Origin of the sequence: Streptomyces phyllanthi, assembly GCF_009377205.1 — a bacterium.
GTDB classification, from domain to species: Bacteria; Actinomycetota; Actinomycetes; order Streptomycetales; family Streptomycetaceae; genus Streptomyces; species Streptomyces phyllanthi.
Window position 1 is genome coordinate 1 of the sequence record NZ_VJZE01000158.1, and the last position, 17,667, is coordinate 17,667.

Genomic DNA, 17,667 nt, shown 5'->3' on the forward strand with positions numbered 1-17,667 from the left:
CCCCGTAACCGTCGTCGTCCCCGTCCCCATTGATCTGGTCGATGATCGCCAACCGCTCCGGCGTGTCCTCCGGCTTGATGAAGCCGACCGTGATGTACAGGACCAGCGACACCGCCAGTGGTATCGACACCTGGTACTGGAGCGGGACACCACCCTCGAGGTTCCAGTGGATCGGGTAGTTGACCAGCCAGAAGGCGAACAGCCCCGCCGCCCAGCTGGTCAGCGCCGCCGTGGGACCGGAGCGGCGGAACGGGCGGAGCAGTCCGAGCATCATGGGGATGGCCATGGGGCCCATCAGACCGGCCACCCACTTGATCACGACCGTGATGATGTCCTTGAAGGCGGGCGAGTTCACCTGCGTCGCCGCCGCCATGGACAGCCCGAGGAAGACGACGGTCGCGACCCGGGCGACCCGCAGCCCCTGCCCCTCGCTCCACGCCCGCGCCCTGCGCCATATCACGGGCGCGCAGTCCCGCGTGAAGACGGCCGCGATCGCGTTGGCGTCGGAGGAGCACATGGCCATGGTGTGCGAGAAGAAGCCCACGATGACCAGGCCCAGCAGACCGTGCGGCAGCAGCTGTTCGGTCATCAGGGCGTAGGAGTCGGAGCCGTCGGTCTTCTGCGACTCCACCAGCAGCGGTGACATCCACATCGGGAAGAACAGCACGAGCGGCCAGACCAGCCACAGGATCGCGGACAGCCGCGCCGAGCGCTCGGCCTCGTACGGAGTCGCCGTGGCCATGTAGCGCTGGGCCTGGTTGAGCATGCCGCCGTTGTACTCGAAGAGCTTGATGAAGAGGAAGGCCAGCAGGAAGACCGTTCCGTACGGGCCGACCAGCGGCTCGCCGTGGCCCTTCAGCTCGGGCTGGTCCCAGACGCCGAAGAAGCCGCCGTAGTCGTCCAGCTTCACCCACACCGCGAAGAACATCGCGAGCCCGGCGAGGAGCTGGATGACGAACTGGCCGAGCTCCGTGAGCGCGTCGGCCCAGAGGCCGCCGATCGTGCAGTACACCGCCGTGATGCCGCCCGTGATCAGGATGCCCTGGTTCAGCGAGATACCGGTGAAGACGGACAGCAGGGTCGCGATCGCGGCCCACTTCGCACCCACGTCCACGATCTTCAGCAGCATCCCGGACCAGGCGAGCGCCTGCTGCGTCTGCAGGTTGTAACGGTTCTTCAGATACTCCAGTGGAGACGCCACATGCAGCCGGGAACGCAACCGGTTGATGCGCGGGGCGAACAGCTTGGAGCCGATGGCGATGCCCAGCGCGATCGGGAACGACCAGGTCACGAAGGACGTGACGCCGTAGCTGTAGGCGATGCCCGCGTAACCGGTGAACATGACCGCGCTGTAGCCCGACATGTGGTGCGAGATACCGGACAGCCACCAGGGCATCTTCCCGCCGGCGGTGAAGAAGTCGCTGACGTTGTCCACCCGTTTGTGCGACCAGATGCCGATCGCGACCATCACGCCGAAGTAGCCGATGAGCACGGCCCAGTCGAGACCGTTCATGTGCTCCCTCCCGGGAATCCGCCCTGCCAACTGCGTGGACGGGCCGCATCAGCGCGTGCATGCCAAGGCGGCCGCGAAGTGCCCGCTCATCGTGGTTTCGACCGGACACCCGCGACAACATCCCGTAGGGTCAAGAGGCAGTAAAAATGTTCTGCGAGTTGACCTCCATTCACATCCATGACCATCCAGGGCCCCTCAAACGTGACCCCGCTCACGGCCTACCGCATCAGTTCACCCGCGTTGACCAGCAGCGATTGACCGGTGATGGCCCGGGAGCGGTCGGATGCGAGGAATATCACCGCATCGGCGACATCTCCGTCCGTGGCCAGCTCGGGGAGCGCGACCCGCTCGGTGAGCCGCTTCAGCACCTCCGTCTCCGGTACGCCCTCGGTGTGCGCCGTGAACCGTACGAACGCCTCGACCGGCGGCCCCCACATCCACCCCGGCAGCACGGTGTTCACCCGGATCCGGTACGGGCCCACCTCTCGCGCCAGCGAGTACATCGCGCTGGTCAGCGCCCCCTTCGAAGCCGCGTACGCCGCCTGTCGCACCTGCGAGGGCGCCGCCACCGCCGACTGCGTCCCGATGATGACGACGGAACCGCCCCGCTCCTTCAACGCCGGCAGGCAGGCCCGGGTCATCCGCAGCGTCCCCAGCAGGTTGACGTCGATGACCGACTGCCAGGTCGTGAAGTCGGCGTCCTCGAGCCCGCCGAAGTAGCTGTCCCACGCCGCCACATGCGCCACGGCGTCGATCCCCCCGAACCGCTCCCGCGCGAGCGCCGTGAGCGCCGCGCACTGCGCCTCGTCGGTGATGTCGGTGGCGCGGTACGCCGTGTGTGCGCCGCCCGGATCGATCTCGGCCGCGGTCTTCGCGAGGTTCGCCTCCGTGCGCGCGCCCAGTACGGCGTTCCCCCCGTCCCGTACGACGGCCGCCGCGACCCGGTGCCCGAGCCCGGCGCCCACCCCCGAGACGACGACCGTCTTCCCCTCCAGCAGTGACATGGGCGCCTCCCGGACTCTGGTCAATTATCTGACGGCCCGTCAGAGTGGTCGTTCGAGTCGGCCGCCGATCCGCGCGGCGTGAAAAGACTCTGACGGAGCGTCAGATTAGAGCGGTGCCGCTACGGACGGAAGGGGAGCAGCATGTCGCAGGAGACCCGCAGCGAGGTGTACGCGGAGCTGGCGGCCGTCGGCCCGTACGGCGTCCACCCGGGCCACGCGCTGATCACCATGGTCGAGCCTCACCCGGGCCACGAGTACGCGTACAACCGCTGGTACGAGGACGACCACTACTACGCGGGCGCGATGGCGATGCCCTGGATGTACGCGGGGCGCCGCTGGGTCGCCACCCGTGACCTGCAACTCCTGCGCTACCCGGAGAAGTCGGCGGTGGCGCAGCCGGTGACGGCCGGCTGCTACATCTCGGTCTACTGGGTGACCGCGGGCCGTTACGACGACCACATGAGGTGGACGGTCGCCATCAACAAGCGGCTCAACCGCGACGCCCGTGTCTACCAGGACCGTACGCATGTGTTCACCGCGTTCCAGGACCACGAGGTCACGGTCTACCGCGACGGCGCCGCGGGCCCGCGCGACTTCCATGCCCTCGACCACCCGTACGCGGGCCTGGTGGTGGAGGTCGTCGACGCGGAGGGCCCGGCCGAACGGGCCGAGCTGCTGGAGTGGCTGCGCTCACGCCATCTGCCCAAGCGTCTCGCGGGCTCACCGGCCGCCATGGTCACGGTCTTCCGGCCGACACCGCTGCCGGTCGACCGGATGTCGTACGTCAAGCAGGTCGAGGGCGTCGACACGCGGCTCACGCTGCTGTGGTTCCTGGAGGCGGATCCGCGGGACTGCTGGGAGGCTCACTTCGCGGGTCTCGACGAGGCGGTGGCCGACGGGGGCCTGGGGAGGGTCGAGTTGGTGGCCCCGTTCGTTCCGACGGTGCCGGGGACGGACCGGTACGTGGACCGCTTGCGCTGACCTGGCGCTGACCTGGCGCTGGCCTCGCGCTGACCTTGTGCTGGCCTCGCGCAAGGCCGAACCCCCTCGGCCGGGACGGCGGACCAGTCGAGAGGGCTCATTCGGTGTTGCCTGTTGCTGTACGTGCCGTTTTTTTGTTGCTCTGTCGCTCTCGCGGATCGGGGCAGCGGTGAGGGTCAGAACGCTCCTCGGTTGACCCCTGCCACGAACGCGTTCCAGGCGGTGGCGGGGAACGCCAGCGTCGGGCCCTCGGTGACCTTGGAGTCACGGACGGCCAGTGCTGCCGTGACGGGGGACTTGACCTCCACGCACGCGCCGTTGCCGGCGGAGTACGAGGATTTCGTCCAGTTGGGTGTGGCTCCCTGACGGATTGCCATGTTCGCTCCGGTAAGCAGTTGTCGAGTTGCTGTAACCGCCCCGCGCTCCTGGTCCGGAACCCGCGGCTCGGTTTGCGCCAACGTTGTTGCTCGGTGGCGTGATCGACGCTACTCGCCAACATCGGGGGACGAAGCGACTATTCACTCGACCGGATGACATATGCCCCTGGGGTCTTACGTGACGGTTGCCTGAGGTGTATTCTTCGCCTCTTTTGCCGCCGACTGTCCCGGTGGCGCGGTTTTCGGGCGTCCGGTTTCTTCCGCCTCGCCGTGCGCGCCTCGCTGTGCGCGCCTCGCCGTGCGCGCCCCACCGGTACGCGGGTCTCACCCACGCGCGCCTCACGGGTGCGCGTCTCAGCGCGCGTAGTCCTTGGCGATCTCCGTGATGAACTGACGGGACTGCTCGGCGCTCAGGGCCTGTGCCCGGAGGTGTTCGTACATGACGCTGTACTTCTGTACGTCGTGCGCCTTCTCCAGATAGAGGTCGCTGGTGACACCCTCGATGTAGACCACGCTCGAATCCGCGGCGTCCGGGAACTCGAGGACCGCGTACTGACCGTTCAGACCCGGGTGCGCGCCCATCTCGAAGGGCAGTATCTGGACGGTGACGTGCGGGAGTTGGGACTTCTCGGCGAGTTGCTCCAGCTGCTCCCGCATGATCAGGCGGCTGCCCACGACCCGGCGCAGCGCGGCCTCGTCGATCACCGCCCACAGGCGCAGGGGCTCGTCGGCCGCGATCCGTTCCTGTCTGCGCAGCCGGACCTGGACCCGCTTCTCCACGTCGGTCGTCGGGGTCTCCGGCAGGGCGCCCTGGATGAGGGCCTCGGCGTAGGCGGGGGTCTGGAGCAGTCCGGGGACGACCTGGGGCTCGTAGACCCTGAGTGACGCGGCGTCCGTCTCCAGGCCGATGTACACGCTGTAGGGGATGTCGCCGAAGGCGTGCCACCAGCCCTGCTGGCGTGAGTCCTTGGCCATCTGCATCAGTGAGTCGACGATCCGGTGGTCCTCGACCTCGTACACCCCGCACAGATCGCGGACGTCGCGCTGGCTGATGCTCCGGCGGCCGTTCTCCAGACGGCTGATCTTCGACTGGGAGACCAGCAGCCGCTCGGCGACCTCCTCGGCCGTCATGCCCTTGAGCTCACGGAGCCGGCGCAGCTCCTGGCCCAGGCGGCGCCGCCTGACGGTGGGGTTGACATTGGACGCCACGAGACGTGCACCTCCGGCTGCGGGCCTGACACTTTGAGTATCTGCTAATGAGCAGATTGCCACCAAGGTGCTTACTACCGCTGGGAAACAGCGGTTATGCGCCGTGCACACGCCAGTTCGGGAACTGTCGTCCAGGAACGGTCGTTCGAAGACTGGAGAGTGTGGTTCGGGACTGTCGGGTGGAGTGAGGATGCGGACATGCGGCCGCGCGGGGCGTGTGAGGCCGCGGCGCGTCCCGACGAAGAGTCGTCCGGACGAACCGCGGCCTCACACGCCCCGCGCGAACCAGCGGCTCCCGAACCGGTTCATGCGGGCCTCGGCCCCTGTGTGCGGTGCATGTCGTACACGCAGTGCGGGTGGTGCGGGTGCTGCTGTGGTGCGGTCGTGCCGTGCGCATGCGCGTGCCCGGGCACGGGCGCGTGGTGCTGCTCGTGGCTCAGTGGGCCACGACACGCGCCATGGACCCGCGGCGTGGCTGCATCGAAACGCCCCTGGGGGGCTGTTCCGGGCCCGTCCTGCCGCCGGAGGCCTGACGGCCTGCCGGTGCCGCGCTGCGGCGCGGCTGTGCCGCTGCGCCGTTCTGGACGTCCATGACGGCGTGGGCCACCAGGCCGCCCATGGGGTCGTGCCGGATCAGATCCCGGAGGCGGGAGCGGGAGGACCGCCCCTCGTTCCCGGGATACAGGTGCTTGCCGAGGCCCACCGCGTGGGCCAGTGCGGCGAGCGCGGCCGTCCGCGGGTCCGGCGGAACACCGGTGCGGATCGCGGAATCCAGCCGGGCCCTGATCTCCCGGCTGATGGCCGTGTCCGTCGCCTGGTAGCGAGTCGTCGGCAGCACCCCGCACATCTGGCCCGCCACGGCGTGCACCATGCCGCACCGCTCCAGGTGTGAGAGATAGGTCTGGCGCAGCCCCAGCCGGGGCCCGCCAATCCAGTGGACCGCCCGTACGGGAGCGCCGCGCCTTCGCAGCAACTCCAACGCGCAGTCCAGAGTCGGATCTCCAGTCGGCCGTGGTGCCACCACGGCGATACGATCCCCGTCTGGGGCTATCCGTCCGGCCAGCGCCAGCTCTACTAGCTGTGCTCCGGCCAGACCGAGGTCGAGCGACTGCGGCTGTGCAGTGGTACCCGTGGCCGGGTCCAGTGCCAGCAGCAGAAGCTCCTCCGGAAGTGTTCTGCGGCTCCTGCCCATCCATGCCTCCCCGCGTGGATGAAAGACAGGGTGACCCCTCTCACATTGGTCTGTCGAGGGTGCGTGACCGGAATGTAGTGGAACCGGTAGGTATGTCGTTCTCGTCTACCGCTTGAGTCAAGCCCGCACACAGGACACTGGTACATGGTTCGGACAGCGGCACGGAGCGGTGTCCGGGCGGGATTCTACGGTTCGTAGGGCGTACGTCCCCACAACAGGGCGGCGCAGGAGGAGGCATCGGTGGCGGGCGAGTCCCCCGACAGGTCGAAGCGGTACGAGTCGTCGTCAAGGTCGACGCCGGGGAACGGGTCTGCGGTTCCGAAGCCGGGAGTCGCGTCCGCGTCGAGTGGGAGCGCGGGTGCGTCGTCGGCTCCCGCCGGGGCGTCGTCGGCGCCGGCTTCGGCCTCGACTTCGACCGCGGTCGATCCGCGGTTGGCGGTGGCCAGGGAGAAGGCTTCGGTGCCGGGACAGTCCGGTACGGCGTCTTCGGCCCCTTCGGCATCCTCGTCGGCCGAGACGCGGGAGGACGCTCCCTCAACGCAGGGCGTGGACCAGGCCACCGCGGTGTTCTCGCGGCGGGCTCTGGAGGAGGCCACGGATTCTGACGGGTCCTCGGATTCGGACGAGCCCGAGGCTTTGGACGGGTCCTCTTCGGGTGACTCGGACGACGTGAAGGACGAGAAGGCGGCCGAGGTCGGGGTCGAGACCGAGGACGAGGCGGAGACGGACTCCGGGCCCGAGAGGGCCGAAGGGGCCGAGGACGGCGAAGAGGGCGGCGACGGTACGGCCCGTACGACCGGAACGGCGGACACCGAGTCCGGAGGCGATGAGTCCGAGGGCGACACCGAGGCCGAGTCCGAGGTCGAGGAGGAGCCCGAAGAGGAGCCCGAGACCCACGGGCCCGAGAGCCACGAGTCCGAGAGTCACGAGTCCGAGGCGGACGCCGAGAGCGCCTCCGTGGAGGACTCGGACCTCGGGACGTCCCCCGAGGGTGACGACAGCACGGACAAGTCCGACACCGAGTCCGACACCGAGTCCGGCTCCGACGGCGACGCCAGGTCCGACTCCTCGGACGACAGTGGCTCCGGCACGGATTCGGGAGGCCGGCCAGGGGACTCCGAGCCCAGGGTCGACCAGCCCACCGCCATCTTCAAGGTGCGCCCGCCCGCCGTCGACCAGCCCACCACCATGCTCAAGTGGGGCGGCACGAAGTCGACGGACGAGCCCGAGGACGAGCCGGCCGACAAGGCGCCCGGCAAGCCGAGCGGCAAGCAGAGCGACGAGCCGGCCGACAAGGTGCCCGGCGAGCCGAGTGACGAGCCCGTGGACGGGGCAGCCGGAAACGCGACCGACAAGGCGGCCGAGAAGCCCGCCCCCGAGCCCGAAGCCGAGCGCACCAGCAGGTTCGTGGCGCTCAAGCCGCTCGACGAGCCCAGGCAGCCGAAGCCCGCCGCGAGGCCCCCGGCGCCTCCCGCGCCCGCGTCGTCGGCGCCCTCGGCACCCCCGCGGATCGCCCCGGCCGACGCCACCGCCGCCCTCCCGCAGGTCGGCCCCGAGCGCACCGCGCAGCAGCCCCTGCCGCCGAAGCCGCCGATCGACCTGCTGGCCGAGCTGACGAACACCCCGCCGCCCCCGCAGACCCCGGTCCGCACGGTCATCCGGCGGGTCAAGATCTGGAGCCCGCTGGTCCTCCTGCTGCTGGTCGTTCTCGCGGTCGCGCAGATCATGCGCCCGCTCCCGGAGCCCACGCTCGACCTCACCGCGCAGAGCAGCTACTCCTTCGACGGCGGCAAGGTCGACATCCCCTGGCCGTCCGCCGGGCAGGCCGCGCTGGACGTACAGGGCATCGGTTCGTTCGGCTCCTCGGGTGAGCAGAAGCCCGTGCCGATCGCGAGTGTCGCCAAGGTCATGACGGCGTACGTCATCCTGCGCGACCACCCGCTCAAGAGCGGTGCGGCCGGCCCGAAGCTGAAGATCGACCAGGTGGCCGAGGAACAGTCGGACGCGGGCCAGGAGTCGACCGTCCCCGTGGAGGCGGGGGACAGCATCTCCCAGCGGGAGGCACTGGAGAGCATCCTGATCGCGTCCGCGAACAATGTGGCGCGGTTGCTGGCCCGTTGGGACGCGGGGTCGGAGAAGTCGTTCGTCAAGAAGATGAACGACGCGGCCGAGGACCTCGGTATGACCAACACCACGTACACCGACCCGTCGGGACTGAACAACACGACGGTGAGCACGGCCGTGGACCAGGTGAAGCTGGCCAAGGAGGCGATGAAGCAGCCCGCCTTCCGGGAGGTCGCCGCGATGATGTCGTACGACGACTACAAGGGCGTCAACCACTCCAACTGGAACCAGCTGGTCGGCAGGAACAACGTGGTCGGCATCAAGACCGGCACCACCACCTCGGCGCTCGGCAACCTCGTCTTCGCGGCGAAGAAGGACGTCGGCGGTGAGACGCGGACCATCGTCGGTGCGGTGGTGCGCCAGCCCGCCGGCGGCCCGGACAACACCATCCTGGGCGCCGCCCTCTATGAGGGCGACAAGCTGATCCGGGCCGCGCAGAACGCGCTGGAGTCGGCGACGATCCTGAAGAAGGGCGATGTCGTCGGGTACGTCGACGACGGTCTGGGCGGCCGTACGCCGGTCGTCGCCACCCAGGACGTCAAGGCCGTCGGATGGACGGGCCTGACGGTCAAGCTGACGTTCGCGCCGGAGGACCTGCCGCATCTGGCGAAGGCCGGTACGAAGGTCGGCACCCTCACCGTGGGCGACGGCGGGACCAGCGGTGCGGTGAAGGTTCCGGTCGCGCTGCAGAAGGACCTGGTCGAACCGGACTGGATGGACAAGCTGACCCGTCTGGGCTGACACCCCCACCACCACCACCGCACCCCGTCGGCGGCGCACCGTTCCGTGCTCACCGGCGGGGTGCGTGCTAGCGTCGCGAGACCGGTCCGGGGGCGCACAGGCCGGAGGCCGTGGGGCGCGGCCGGAGCACGGGACACGAGGCCCGGACGGGACACGGGGCACGGGACTCGAGACGCGTACGGACTCGGGACACGTACAGAGGGACACGGGGAGAGCGTTCAGGTGGCCACAGCGGAGCCGACACACGCCGACGACGCCAGTCCGGAACCGGGCGCGGACCCGCGAATACGGCCGTCTGCCGGGGCGGGCACGGAGGCCGGTACCGGTACCGGCTCCGGTTCCGGGGCCGCCGTACGCGAGGAGCCCGCCGAGACTCGCCGGCACCTTGCCCGCCGGGTCCGGAACCGTCTCCTCCGTCACCCCGCGGCGCTTGTCACCGCCCTCGCGGGTCTCCTCCACGTCCTCTGGTTCTTCACTTTCGCGAACAGCGGCGGCGATCTGGCGGCGCAGGACGCGTGGGCGGAGTTCGTCGGGCGGCACCCGGACTCGGCGTACAACCTGGCCTGGTACGGCGGTATGCACCCCGTCTCGTACAGCGTGGTGTCCCCGTATCTGATGTCGGTCCTCGGTGTCCGTACGACGATGATGATCGCCGGGACGGTCTCGGCGGGCCTGCTGACGATGATCCTGGTCCGCAGCAGGGCGGTGCGGAAGCCGTTGTGGCCCGCGCTGGGCGGGGTGTTCGGCCTGTTCTGCAACGCGGTGTCGGGCCGGGTCACCTTCGGTCTGGGCACGGCGTTCGCGCTGGGCGCGACCGCGGTCGTCTTCTGCTGGCCGTACCGCTGGCGCTACAAGCGCTGGGCGAAGGCCCTGTGCGCCGCGCCGCTGGCCGCGCTGGCGACGATGGCGTCTCCGGTGGCCGGGCTGTTCGTGGGTCTGATCGCGGTGGCGCTGTTCCTGCAGAAGCGGCGGCCTGGGGCGTGGGCGCTGGGCCTGGCGCCGACGGCCGTGGTCGCTCTGTCCGCCTGGCTGTTCCCGTTCTCGGGCACGCAGCCGATGTCGTTCTGGTCCGCGACGCTGCCGGTCGTCTACTCGGTGTTCGTCTTCGTCCTGGTGCCCAAGGAGTGGGCGACGGTACGGATCACGGCGGCGGTGTACGGCCTCTCCGTCCTGCTCGTCTGGCTGATCAGCTCGCAGATCGGCTCCAACATCACGCGTCTGTCGATGCTGTTCGCGGGGGTCGTGCTGCTCGCCGCGCTGCCCTTCACGGTGCCGCGTTCCCGGAAGTGGTACGCGACGGTGATCGCCTGCGTCGGCTTCACGACGTGGATCGGCGTCAAGACGGTGGACGACATCATCCACATGACACCGGCGGCCTCGTGGGCCCGGGAGTTGGCGCCGCTGGTGAACCAGCTCCAGGTGGTGGGCGCGGAGAAGGGCCGCGTGGAGGTGGTCCCGGCCCGCTCGCACCGCGAGGCGTCCGCGCTCGCGCCGTACTTCAACCTGGCCCGGGGCTGGAACCGTCAGGCGGACATGGAGCGCAATCCGCTCTTCTACGACGACACGCTCAACTCCGCGAACTACCACGAGTGGCTGAAGCGGTGGGCCGTGCACTACGTGGTCCTGCCGAAGGACGAGCCGGACGGGGACGGCGGGGTGCGGGAGCGGCAGCTGGTTCAGCGGGGGCTGCCGTATCTGAAGCAGGTGTGGGGGGACGCGAACTGGCAGTTGTTCGCGGTGACGGAGCCGACGTCGTTGGCGGAGCCGAACGCGGTGGTGGAGCGGGCGGATCAGGACGAGATGGTTCTGAAGGTGCGGAAGGCGGGGCGGGTTCTCATCCGTATTCCGTACTCGCCGTGGCTGAGCCTGGTCGATGCGGACGGCAAGAGCCTTGAGCCGCCCCGGGAGACGAAGGCGTCGCGGGAGCGGGAGGACGACGAGCTGCCGAAGGCGTACGAGAACGTGAACGGCTGTCTGATGGAGGTGGAGGAGGGGGCGTCCCGGGACAAGTGGACGGAACTCCTGGCTCCCCGGCCGGGAACGTACCGCCTGGCGGCCCCGTACCAACTTCCCAGAGGCACGCCTTGCCCGGAGGAACTGCGCTGAGGGGTGGGGCCCGGGGCCCGGAGGGGTTCGCCCCCGCCGCCTACCGTCCCTCCCTGGACGCCGGGCGTCCTTGAGCAGAACCGCGTTGTCGCGGGCACCGCTGGCTGTGGCCGTCCAGACGGCTGTTCATCCGCGGTCCGGACGTGGCTCGGCAGTGCCGCCTGAGGGCGTGTCGGGTTTCGTGTGGAGGACCTCGCGGGCTTGCTCCGCGGCGCGGAGGGTGCTCTCGGAGACGAAGTCGAGGAAGCGGGCGATGTTCTCCAGGCGGGCGGCGGCCGGGGTGTGGGGGCCGAGGATGCCGACGCCCTGCCGTGCGACCTCGACGACCTGCGCGGTGGACCGGGCGCTGGCCATCATCGCCTCGTACCAGACGTCGTCGTCGACGACGTAGCGCTCGCGGCGGCGTTCGCCCTGTTCCCGGCGCACCATGCCCTGGCTCTCGAGGAACGCGACCGCCTTGGAGATGGACGCCGGGCTGACCTGGAGGCGCTGGACGAGTTCGGACGCGGTCAGGCTGCCCGTGTCGGTGAGGGTGATGCAGGCCATCACCCGCGCCATCATCTTGGGCGCGCCCGAAGCCATCATGACGGTGGTGAACGTCTCCTCGAACTCGCGCACGGCCTCGGCGTCGCGTCCGTAGGCCTGCTCGGGCGCCCCCGCCGCCCGGGGCGCCGCCTGCCTGCGCCGGTGGGCGCGGCGTTCGGTGGCGCGGTGGGCCAGGTCGGCGCGGTAGGCGGTGGGGCCGCCGTTGCGCATCACCTCACGCGTGATCGTCGAGGTCGGACGGTTGAGGCGTCTGGCGATCTCGGCGTAGGCGAGGCCGTCGGCCAGTCCCAGCGCGATCTGCTGGCGTTCGGGCTGGGTGAGTCTGCCTCCCGGCATCGCGGTCTCCGTCCGTCATGCTCCCCGGTGTCTCCAGCATAGCGTTCACCTTCAATCCATTGCAACGTTGGTTGGTCGTTGTTGCGTTGAGCTCCAGGATCATTGCAATGATTTTCCTGTCTCTACCAGGGATGATGTGGATTCTTCGCAACGAACTTGTTGCCACGACTTTGAATGCAACGTAGCTTTTCCGTCGTAAGAAACAACGAGCCGAAGGAGCGCACGATGCACACGTTCGACACCCCCGCCCCGATCTCCGCCGTCCTCGACATCCCCGCCGGACGCGTCCAGCTGATCGCCGCAGACCGCGCCGACACCACCGTCGAGGTCCTGCCCGCCAATCCCTCCAAGAGCCGCGACGTCAAGACCGCCGAGCAGACCACCGTCACCTACGCCGACGGCGTCCTGCGGATCCGCACCACCGAGCCCAAGAACCAGCTCTTCGGCCCCTCCGGATCCCTGGAGGTCACCGTCCAGCTGCCCGCCGGCTCCCGCATCGAGGCCAAGGCCGCCGGCTCCGAGTTCCGCGGCGTCGGCCGACTTGGCGACGTCGCCTTCGACGGCGCGTACCGCCAGATCAAGATCGACGAGGCCGCGAGCGTCCGCCTCACCGCGGTCGACGGCGACGTCGAGGTCGGCCGGCTGGGCGGCCCCGCGGAGATCAGCACCGCGAGGGGCGACATCCGGATCACCGAGGCCGTACGCGGCACGGTCGTGCTCCGCACCCAGGCCGGCGACATCTCGGTCGCCGCAGCCGCCGGCGTCTCGGCCGCCCTGGACGCCGGTACCGGCTACGGCCGCATCAGCAACACCCTCAAGAACGACGGCACCGCCGAACTCGACATCCGCGCCACCACCTCCCACGGCGACGTCACCGCCCGCAGCCTGTGACCCGCAGCCTGCACCCGCAGCCTCTCGAAGGAGCACCCCGCATGACCAACCCGGCCATCGCAGCGAACGGACTGCGCAAGTCCTACGGCGACAAGACGGTCCTCGACGGCATCGACCTGGCCGTCCCCGAAGGCACGATCTTCTCCCTGCTCGGCCCGAACGGCGCCGGCAAGACCACCGTCGTCAAGATCCTCTCCACCCTCGTCTCCCCCGACCCCGCCTCCGGCGAGATCCGCGTCGGCGGCCACGACCTCGCCGCCGACCCGCAGGCGGTCCGCGCCGCGATCGGCGTCACCGGGCAGTTCTCCGCCGTCGACGGGCTGATCACCGGCGAGGAGAACATGCTCCTCATGGCGGACCTGCACCACCTGTCCAAGCGCGAGGGGCGGCGGGTCGCCGCCGAGCTGCTGGAGCGCTTCGACCTGGTGGAGGCCGCGAAGAAGCCCGCCTCCACCTATTCGGGCGGCATGAAGCGCCGCCTCGACATCGCCATGACGCTGGTCGGCGACCCGCGCATCATCTTTCTCGACGAGCCGACCACCGGCCTCGACCCGCGCAGCCGCCACACCATGTGGCAGATCATCCGTGAACTCGTCACGGGCGGCGTCACCGTCTTCCTCACCACCCAGTACCTGGAGGAGGCCGACGAACTCGCCGACCGTATCGCCGTGCTCCACGACGGCAGGATCGCCGCCGAAGGGAGCGCCGAGGAGCTCAAGCGGCTCATCCCCGGCGGGCACGTCCGGCTCCGCTTCACCGACCCGGCCGCGTACCGGTCCGCCGCCTCCGCGCTGCGCGAGGTCACCCGGGACGACGAGGCGCTGGCGCTGCAGATCCCCAGCGACGGCAGCCAGCGCGAGCTGCGCGCCGTCCTCGACCGGCTGGACTCCGCCGGCGTCGAGGCCGACGAGCTGACCGTGCACACCCCCGACCTCGACGACGTGTTCTTCGCCCTGACGGGCTCCAACGTGCCCACCCAGCCGAACCAGCCCACCCAGCCGAACCAGCCGAACCAGCCCAAGGAGGCCGTCCGATGAACTCCCTCTCCCACGCCGTGCGCGACTCGTCCACGATGCTGCGCCGCAACCTCCTGCACGCCCGGCGCTACCCGTCCCTCACCCTGAACCTGCTGCTCACGCCGATCATGTTGCTGCTGCTCTTCGTCTACATCTTCGGCGACGTGATGAGCGCGGGCTTAGGGGGTGCCGGCCGCTCCCAGTACATCGCCTACCTCGTGCCGGGCCTCCTGCTGATGACCATCGGCAGCACCACGATCGGCACCGCGGTGTCCGTCTCCAACGACATGACCGAGGGCATCATCGCCCGCTTCCGCACGATGGCGATCCACCGCGGCTCCGTGATCATCGGGCACGTCATCAGCAGCGTGCTGCAGTCGGTCGCCAGCGTGGTCCTCGTGGGCGCCGTCGCCGTGGCCATCGGCTTCCGGTCCACGGACGCCACGGCCCTGGAGTGGCTGGCGGCGTTCGGGCTGCTCGTGCTCTTCGCCGTGGCGCTCACCTGGGTCGCGGTCGGCATGGGCCTGATCAGCCCGAACGCCGAGGCCGCCAGCAACAACGCGATGCCGATGATCCTGCTGCCGCTCCTGTCCAGCGCCTTCGTCCCGGTCGACGCGATGCCGGGCTGGTTCCGGCCGATCGCCGAGTACCAGCCGTTCACGCCCGCCATCGAGACCCTGCGCGGCCTGCTCCTCGGCACCGGGATCGGCCACAACGGGTGGCTCGCGGTCGCCTGGTGCCTCGGTCTCGCGGTGCTCGGCTACTTCTGGTCGGCCTCGAAGTTCAACAGCGACCCGAAGTAACCGCCATGACAGCGCGGGCCGCCTCCCGCAACTCCTGCCGCCCGAGGGCGGCGTACACCGACACCGCGTCGGCGTACGCCGCCCCGTACGCGTTCTCCAGCGCCTGCCGGGCCCGTGCCGCGGACATCACCGGCCGGAACTCCCTCAGCACGCCGAGCGGTTCGGCCGGCGCGAGCGACCCCACTGCGCAACGGTCGCCGCCTACGAGACCCGCCACGGCGAGCCCGCGGCGAAACCCTCGGACACCGGCCAAGGCCACGGCCCCCACACACACGGCTGCTGGGATCGCCAACAGGCACTCAGCTCACCGGGAACGCCACATCGCACACCGGATCCTCCGGTCCCGCCGCGTCCCAGTCCGCGAAGTACACCTCGCGGCACGGCCCGGCGACCTCCAGCCCCTCCCGCGCGACCCATGCCTCCACCGCGTCGAACGCGGCGTGGATCTGCGGATTGGCGACCTGTGCCTTGCTGATGCGCGTGTAGACCAGCCGCCGCGCGGGCTCGAGGCGGGCCTGCGTCTCCCAGGCCCGCCCCTGACCAGCCGCCCAGGCCTGTGCGGCACCCCCGTCGGCGACGGGCACGCACGCCTCCGCGGGCCCGTCGCTCTCCATGGAGACCTCGGCGTAGTACACGACGAACGGCGCCCCGGTGACGCCCCCGCACCCCCGAGCGGCCTCCTCGAGGCGCCCCAGCGACGCCCCGATCCACACGGGAATCTCGTCGGCCAGCACATGCCGCCGCTGCGCGAGCACCCACTGCTCGGGCACGTCCACCGTCTCGATCTCGAACTTCCCGTACAACTCGGAACTCCTCCCCGAAAGGTGCGCACGGAGGTAGTCCACGAGTGTCCGCTGCCCGGCCAGCCGCGCCTCGACGGCCGCCCAGTACGCGGCGACCTCGTGCGCGGCCTGCTCCCCCTCCAGCTCGACGACCTCGGCGATCCGCGCGAGCGGCATGTCGAGTTGGCGGAGCAGGGCCACGAGACGGGCACGTTCGGTCTGGTCGGCGCGGTAGTAGCGGTAACCGGTCACGTCGTCGACGTACGCGGGCGTGAGCATTCCCTGCCGGTCGTACAGCCGCAGGGCCTTCGCCGACAGCCGCGTCCGCGCGGCGAACTCGCCGATGGTCAGCAGGTCCGGGACCGGCGGTCTCCCGGTCGCCGGTCTTCCGGTCGCCCGTCTCCCGGTCGGCGGTTCCTCGTCCACCACGTCCCTCAACGCCGTCCTCCGTGTCCAGCACGCCGTCCTCCGTCGCCGGGCGACCACCGCCCGGTGACGCAGGACGCTGCCCCTTGCCCCAGGGGCAAGGTCAACGGCATCAACGGGAAGGAGAGCGAACCGCGTCAGCCGACGGCCTTCTCCACCGCCGCCACGACCTCCGCCGACTCCGGCTCGGTCTGCGGCGAGAAACGGGCGACGACCGCGCCGTCCCGGCCGATCAGGAACTTCTCGAAGTTCCACCGGATGTCACCGGTGTGGCCCTCGGCGTCGGCGTGGTCCACCAGCCGCTCGTACAGCGCGTGCCGCCCCTCCCCGTTCACCTCGACCTTCTCCGTCATCGGGAACGTCACGCCGTACGTGGCCGAGCAGAACTCCGCGATCTCCTCCGAGGTCCCCGGCTCCTGCCCGAGGAACTGGTTGCACGGCACCCCGAGCACGGTGAAGCCCTTCCCGGCGTACCGCTCGTGCAGCCGCTCCAGGCCCGCGTACTGCGGGGTCAGCCCGCACTTGGAGGCCACGTTCACCACGAGCACGGCCTTGCCCCGGTACTGCGCGAGGTCCGCGGCACCTCCCTGGAGCGCACCGATCTCAATGTCGAGGGCAGAGTCAGCAGTGTTGTCAGCAGTCATGCCCCGGAGCCTAACTCCCGCCTCTGTCGCGCTGCGTCGTGACCAGTACCTCACCCGCGGCCGTCCGGTAGTACAGCACGGACCGCCCCACCCGCCGCCGGTGCACCAGCCGCGCGTCCAGCAGCGCCCTCAGGGACAGTCCAGCAGCACCAACGCCGACGGCGGTGCCCCCGCTGTCGGTGGCCAGTCAATGGCACAGTGAGGCACATGACGCGTGACGAACTGCTGGGCGCCCTCGTGACGTTGCGCCGTGCCCCGGTCAGGGGCAGGCGGGCTCCGCACAAGCCGTTGCTGCTGCTGTGGCTGCTGGGGCGGTTCGCGGCGTCGGGCAGTACGGCCGTCACGTACGAGGAGGCGGAGGAGCCGGTCGGCAACCTGATCAACGAGTTCGGCCCGGCGGTGACCGACCCGGCGCGGGCCCGCGGGCGCGCGGCGATGCCGTTCGTGCACCTGGAGCGGGAGCTGTGGGACGTACGGGACCGCCAGGCCGAACCCATACCGGCGAACACCCCGGAGCGGGGAGCCCTGTTGCGCCGTCAGGGCGCGCACGGGCGGCTCCACTCACGGGTGGAGGCGCTGCTGGCCGACCCCCCGACGCTCGCGGCCGCGGTCCGGCTGCTGCTGGAGGAGCACTTCACGCCCGCGCTGGAGGGACCCATCTGCGCGGCGGTGGGCCTGGACACGGGAACCGTCGCCGAGGGGGTGCCCGATATTTCCGTGGCAGGGGAGCGGCGCAGGCGGCGCGCGCGGCGTGCGGGCTTCACCGAGGAGGTGCTGCACGCCTACGCGTACGCCTGCGCGTTCTGCGGCTTCGACGGAGCCCTCGGTCGCCATCCCGTCGGGCTCGAAGCCGCCCACGTCCGCTGGCACAGCCAGGACGGCCCCGACGACCTGTCCAACGGCCTCGCCCTGTGCTCGCTGCACCACACCCTGCTGGACCTCGGCGTCCTCGGCCTCCTGGCCGCCCCACCCGCCC

The 17,667-nt window shown here is 70.1% G+C and carries 17 protein-coding genes; 7 read left to right on the forward strand and 10 right to left on the reverse strand.

Going from position 1 to position 17,667, the window contains the following annotated elements; translation table 11 throughout:
- Both FNH04_RS22150 and FNH04_RS22155 read right to left on the reverse strand, forming a co-directional pair.
- On the reverse strand, positions 1–1,513 hold a 1,513-nt coding region (locus FNH04_RS22150; RefSeq protein WP_152786899.1), incomplete at its 3' end, for a sodium:solute symporter family protein.
- Between the two features lie 218 nt (positions 1,514–1,731).
- The gene (locus FNH04_RS22155; protein ID WP_152786901.1) at positions 1,732–2,517 is read right to left on the reverse strand and encodes an SDR family oxidoreductase; all 786 of its coding nucleotides are present in this window, start codon (positions 2,515–2,517) and stop codon (positions 1,732–1,734) included.
- 141 nt (positions 2,518–2,658) lie between these two features.
- Here FNH04_RS22155 and FNH04_RS22160 point away from each other — a divergent pair, with 141 nt between their 5' ends.
- Positions 2,659–3,498 carry a hypothetical protein gene (locus FNH04_RS22160; RefSeq protein ID WP_152786903.1) on the forward strand — a complete coding sequence of 280 codons (840 nt, stop codon included), beginning with the start codon at positions 2,659–2,661 and terminating at the stop codon, positions 3,496–3,498.
- 176 nt (positions 3,499–3,674) lie between these two features.
- Here FNH04_RS22160 and FNH04_RS22165 read toward each other — a convergent pair whose 3' ends face one another.
- The 4 genes from FNH04_RS22165 to FNH04_RS49070 all read right to left on the reverse strand — a co-directional run bounded on the left by FNH04_RS22165 (position 3,675) and on the right by FNH04_RS49070 (position 6,872).
- Entirely contained in the window at positions 3,675–3,875 is a 201-nt protein-coding gene (locus tag FNH04_RS22165) for a DUF397 domain-containing protein (protein WP_152786905.1), read from the reverse strand.
- Between the two features lie 354 nt (positions 3,876–4,229).
- On the reverse strand, positions 4,230–5,084 hold the full coding sequence (locus FNH04_RS22170; RefSeq protein ID WP_322723516.1) for a helix-turn-helix domain-containing protein: 855 nt from the start codon (positions 5,082–5,084) through the stop codon (positions 4,230–4,232).
- Positions 5,085–5,520: 436 nt separating this feature from the next.
- Entirely contained in the window at positions 5,521–6,276 is a 756-nt protein-coding gene (locus FNH04_RS22175; RefSeq protein ID WP_152786909.1) for a GOLPH3/VPS74 family protein, read from the reverse strand.
- A gap of 185 nt (positions 6,277–6,461) precedes the next feature.
- Positions 6,462–6,872, reverse strand: a complete 411-nt coding sequence (locus tag FNH04_RS49070; RefSeq protein WP_322723517.1) for a hypothetical protein — start codon at positions 6,870–6,872, stop codon at positions 6,462–6,464.
- On the opposite strand from FNH04_RS49070, the gene FNH04_RS22180 reads away from it, so the two are divergent.
- Both FNH04_RS22180 and FNH04_RS22185 read left to right on the forward strand, forming a co-directional pair.
- Entirely contained in the window at positions 6,823–9,141 is a 2,319-nt protein-coding gene (locus FNH04_RS22180) for a D-alanyl-D-alanine carboxypeptidase (RefSeq protein ID WP_407704126.1), read from the forward strand. The genes FNH04_RS49070 and FNH04_RS22180 overlap by 50 nt on opposite strands.
- A gap of 222 nt (positions 9,142–9,363) precedes the next feature.
- Positions 9,364–11,247, forward strand: coding sequence for an MFS transporter (locus tag FNH04_RS22185; protein WP_322723521.1), 1,884 nt, complete (start codon positions 9,364–9,366; stop codon positions 11,245–11,247).
- Between the two features lie 126 nt (positions 11,248–11,373).
- Here FNH04_RS22185 and FNH04_RS22190 read toward each other — a convergent pair whose 3' ends face one another.
- The gene (locus FNH04_RS22190) at positions 11,374–12,129 is read right to left on the reverse strand and encodes a GbsR/MarR family transcriptional regulator (protein WP_152786913.1); all 756 of its coding nucleotides are present in this window, start codon (positions 12,127–12,129) and stop codon (positions 11,374–11,376) included.
- A 225-nt stretch (positions 12,130–12,354) separates the two neighbouring features.
- Between FNH04_RS22190 and FNH04_RS22195 the strand changes: the two genes are divergently transcribed.
- Genes FNH04_RS22195 through FNH04_RS22205 form a run of 3 tightly spaced genes read left to right on the forward strand, consistent with a single transcriptional unit; the run spans position 12,355 to position 14,839 of the window.
- Positions 12,355–13,020 carry a DUF4097 family beta strand repeat-containing protein gene (locus tag FNH04_RS22195; protein ID WP_152786915.1) on the forward strand — a complete coding sequence of 222 codons (666 nt, stop codon included), beginning with the start codon at positions 12,355–12,357 and terminating at the stop codon, positions 13,018–13,020.
- 41 nt (positions 13,021–13,061) lie between these two features.
- The gene (locus FNH04_RS22200) at positions 13,062–14,057 is read left to right on the forward strand and encodes an ATP-binding cassette domain-containing protein (RefSeq protein ID WP_152786917.1); all 996 of its coding nucleotides are present in this window, start codon (positions 13,062–13,064) and stop codon (positions 14,055–14,057) included.
- Positions 14,054–14,839, forward strand: coding sequence for an ABC transporter permease (locus tag FNH04_RS22205; RefSeq protein WP_152786919.1), 786 nt, complete (start codon positions 14,054–14,056; stop codon positions 14,837–14,839). Before FNH04_RS22200 ends, FNH04_RS22205 begins: the two co-directional genes overlap by 4 nt.
- Here FNH04_RS22205 and FNH04_RS22210 read toward each other — a convergent pair.
- The 3 genes from FNH04_RS22210 to FNH04_RS22220 all read right to left on the reverse strand — a co-directional run bounded on the left by FNH04_RS22210 (position 14,820) and on the right by FNH04_RS22220 (position 16,691).
- A complete protein-coding gene (locus tag FNH04_RS22210; RefSeq protein WP_194236768.1) occupies positions 14,820–15,023 on the reverse strand; it encodes a hypothetical protein in 204 nt (67 codons plus the stop codon). The two genes, FNH04_RS22205 and FNH04_RS22210, sit on opposite strands and share 20 nt — an antisense overlap.
- 115 nt (positions 15,024–15,138) lie before the next feature.
- Positions 15,139–15,975 carry a MerR family transcriptional regulator gene (locus tag FNH04_RS22215; protein WP_228031561.1) on the reverse strand — a complete coding sequence of 279 codons (837 nt, stop codon included), beginning with the start codon at positions 15,973–15,975 and terminating at the stop codon, positions 15,139–15,141.
- A 209-nt stretch (positions 15,976–16,184) separates the two neighbouring features.
- Positions 16,185–16,691 (reverse strand): glutathione peroxidase, encoded by a 507-nt coding sequence (locus FNH04_RS22220; protein WP_152786922.1) that lies wholly within the window; start codon positions 16,689–16,691, stop codon positions 16,185–16,187.
- Between the two features lie 207 nt (positions 16,692–16,898).
- On the opposite strand from FNH04_RS22220, the gene FNH04_RS22230 reads away from it, so the two are divergent.
- Positions 16,899–17,667, forward strand: a 769-nt coding sequence (locus FNH04_RS22230) for a phosphorothioated DNA-binding restriction endonuclease (protein ID WP_152786924.1), incomplete at its 3' end; no start/stop codon positions are given.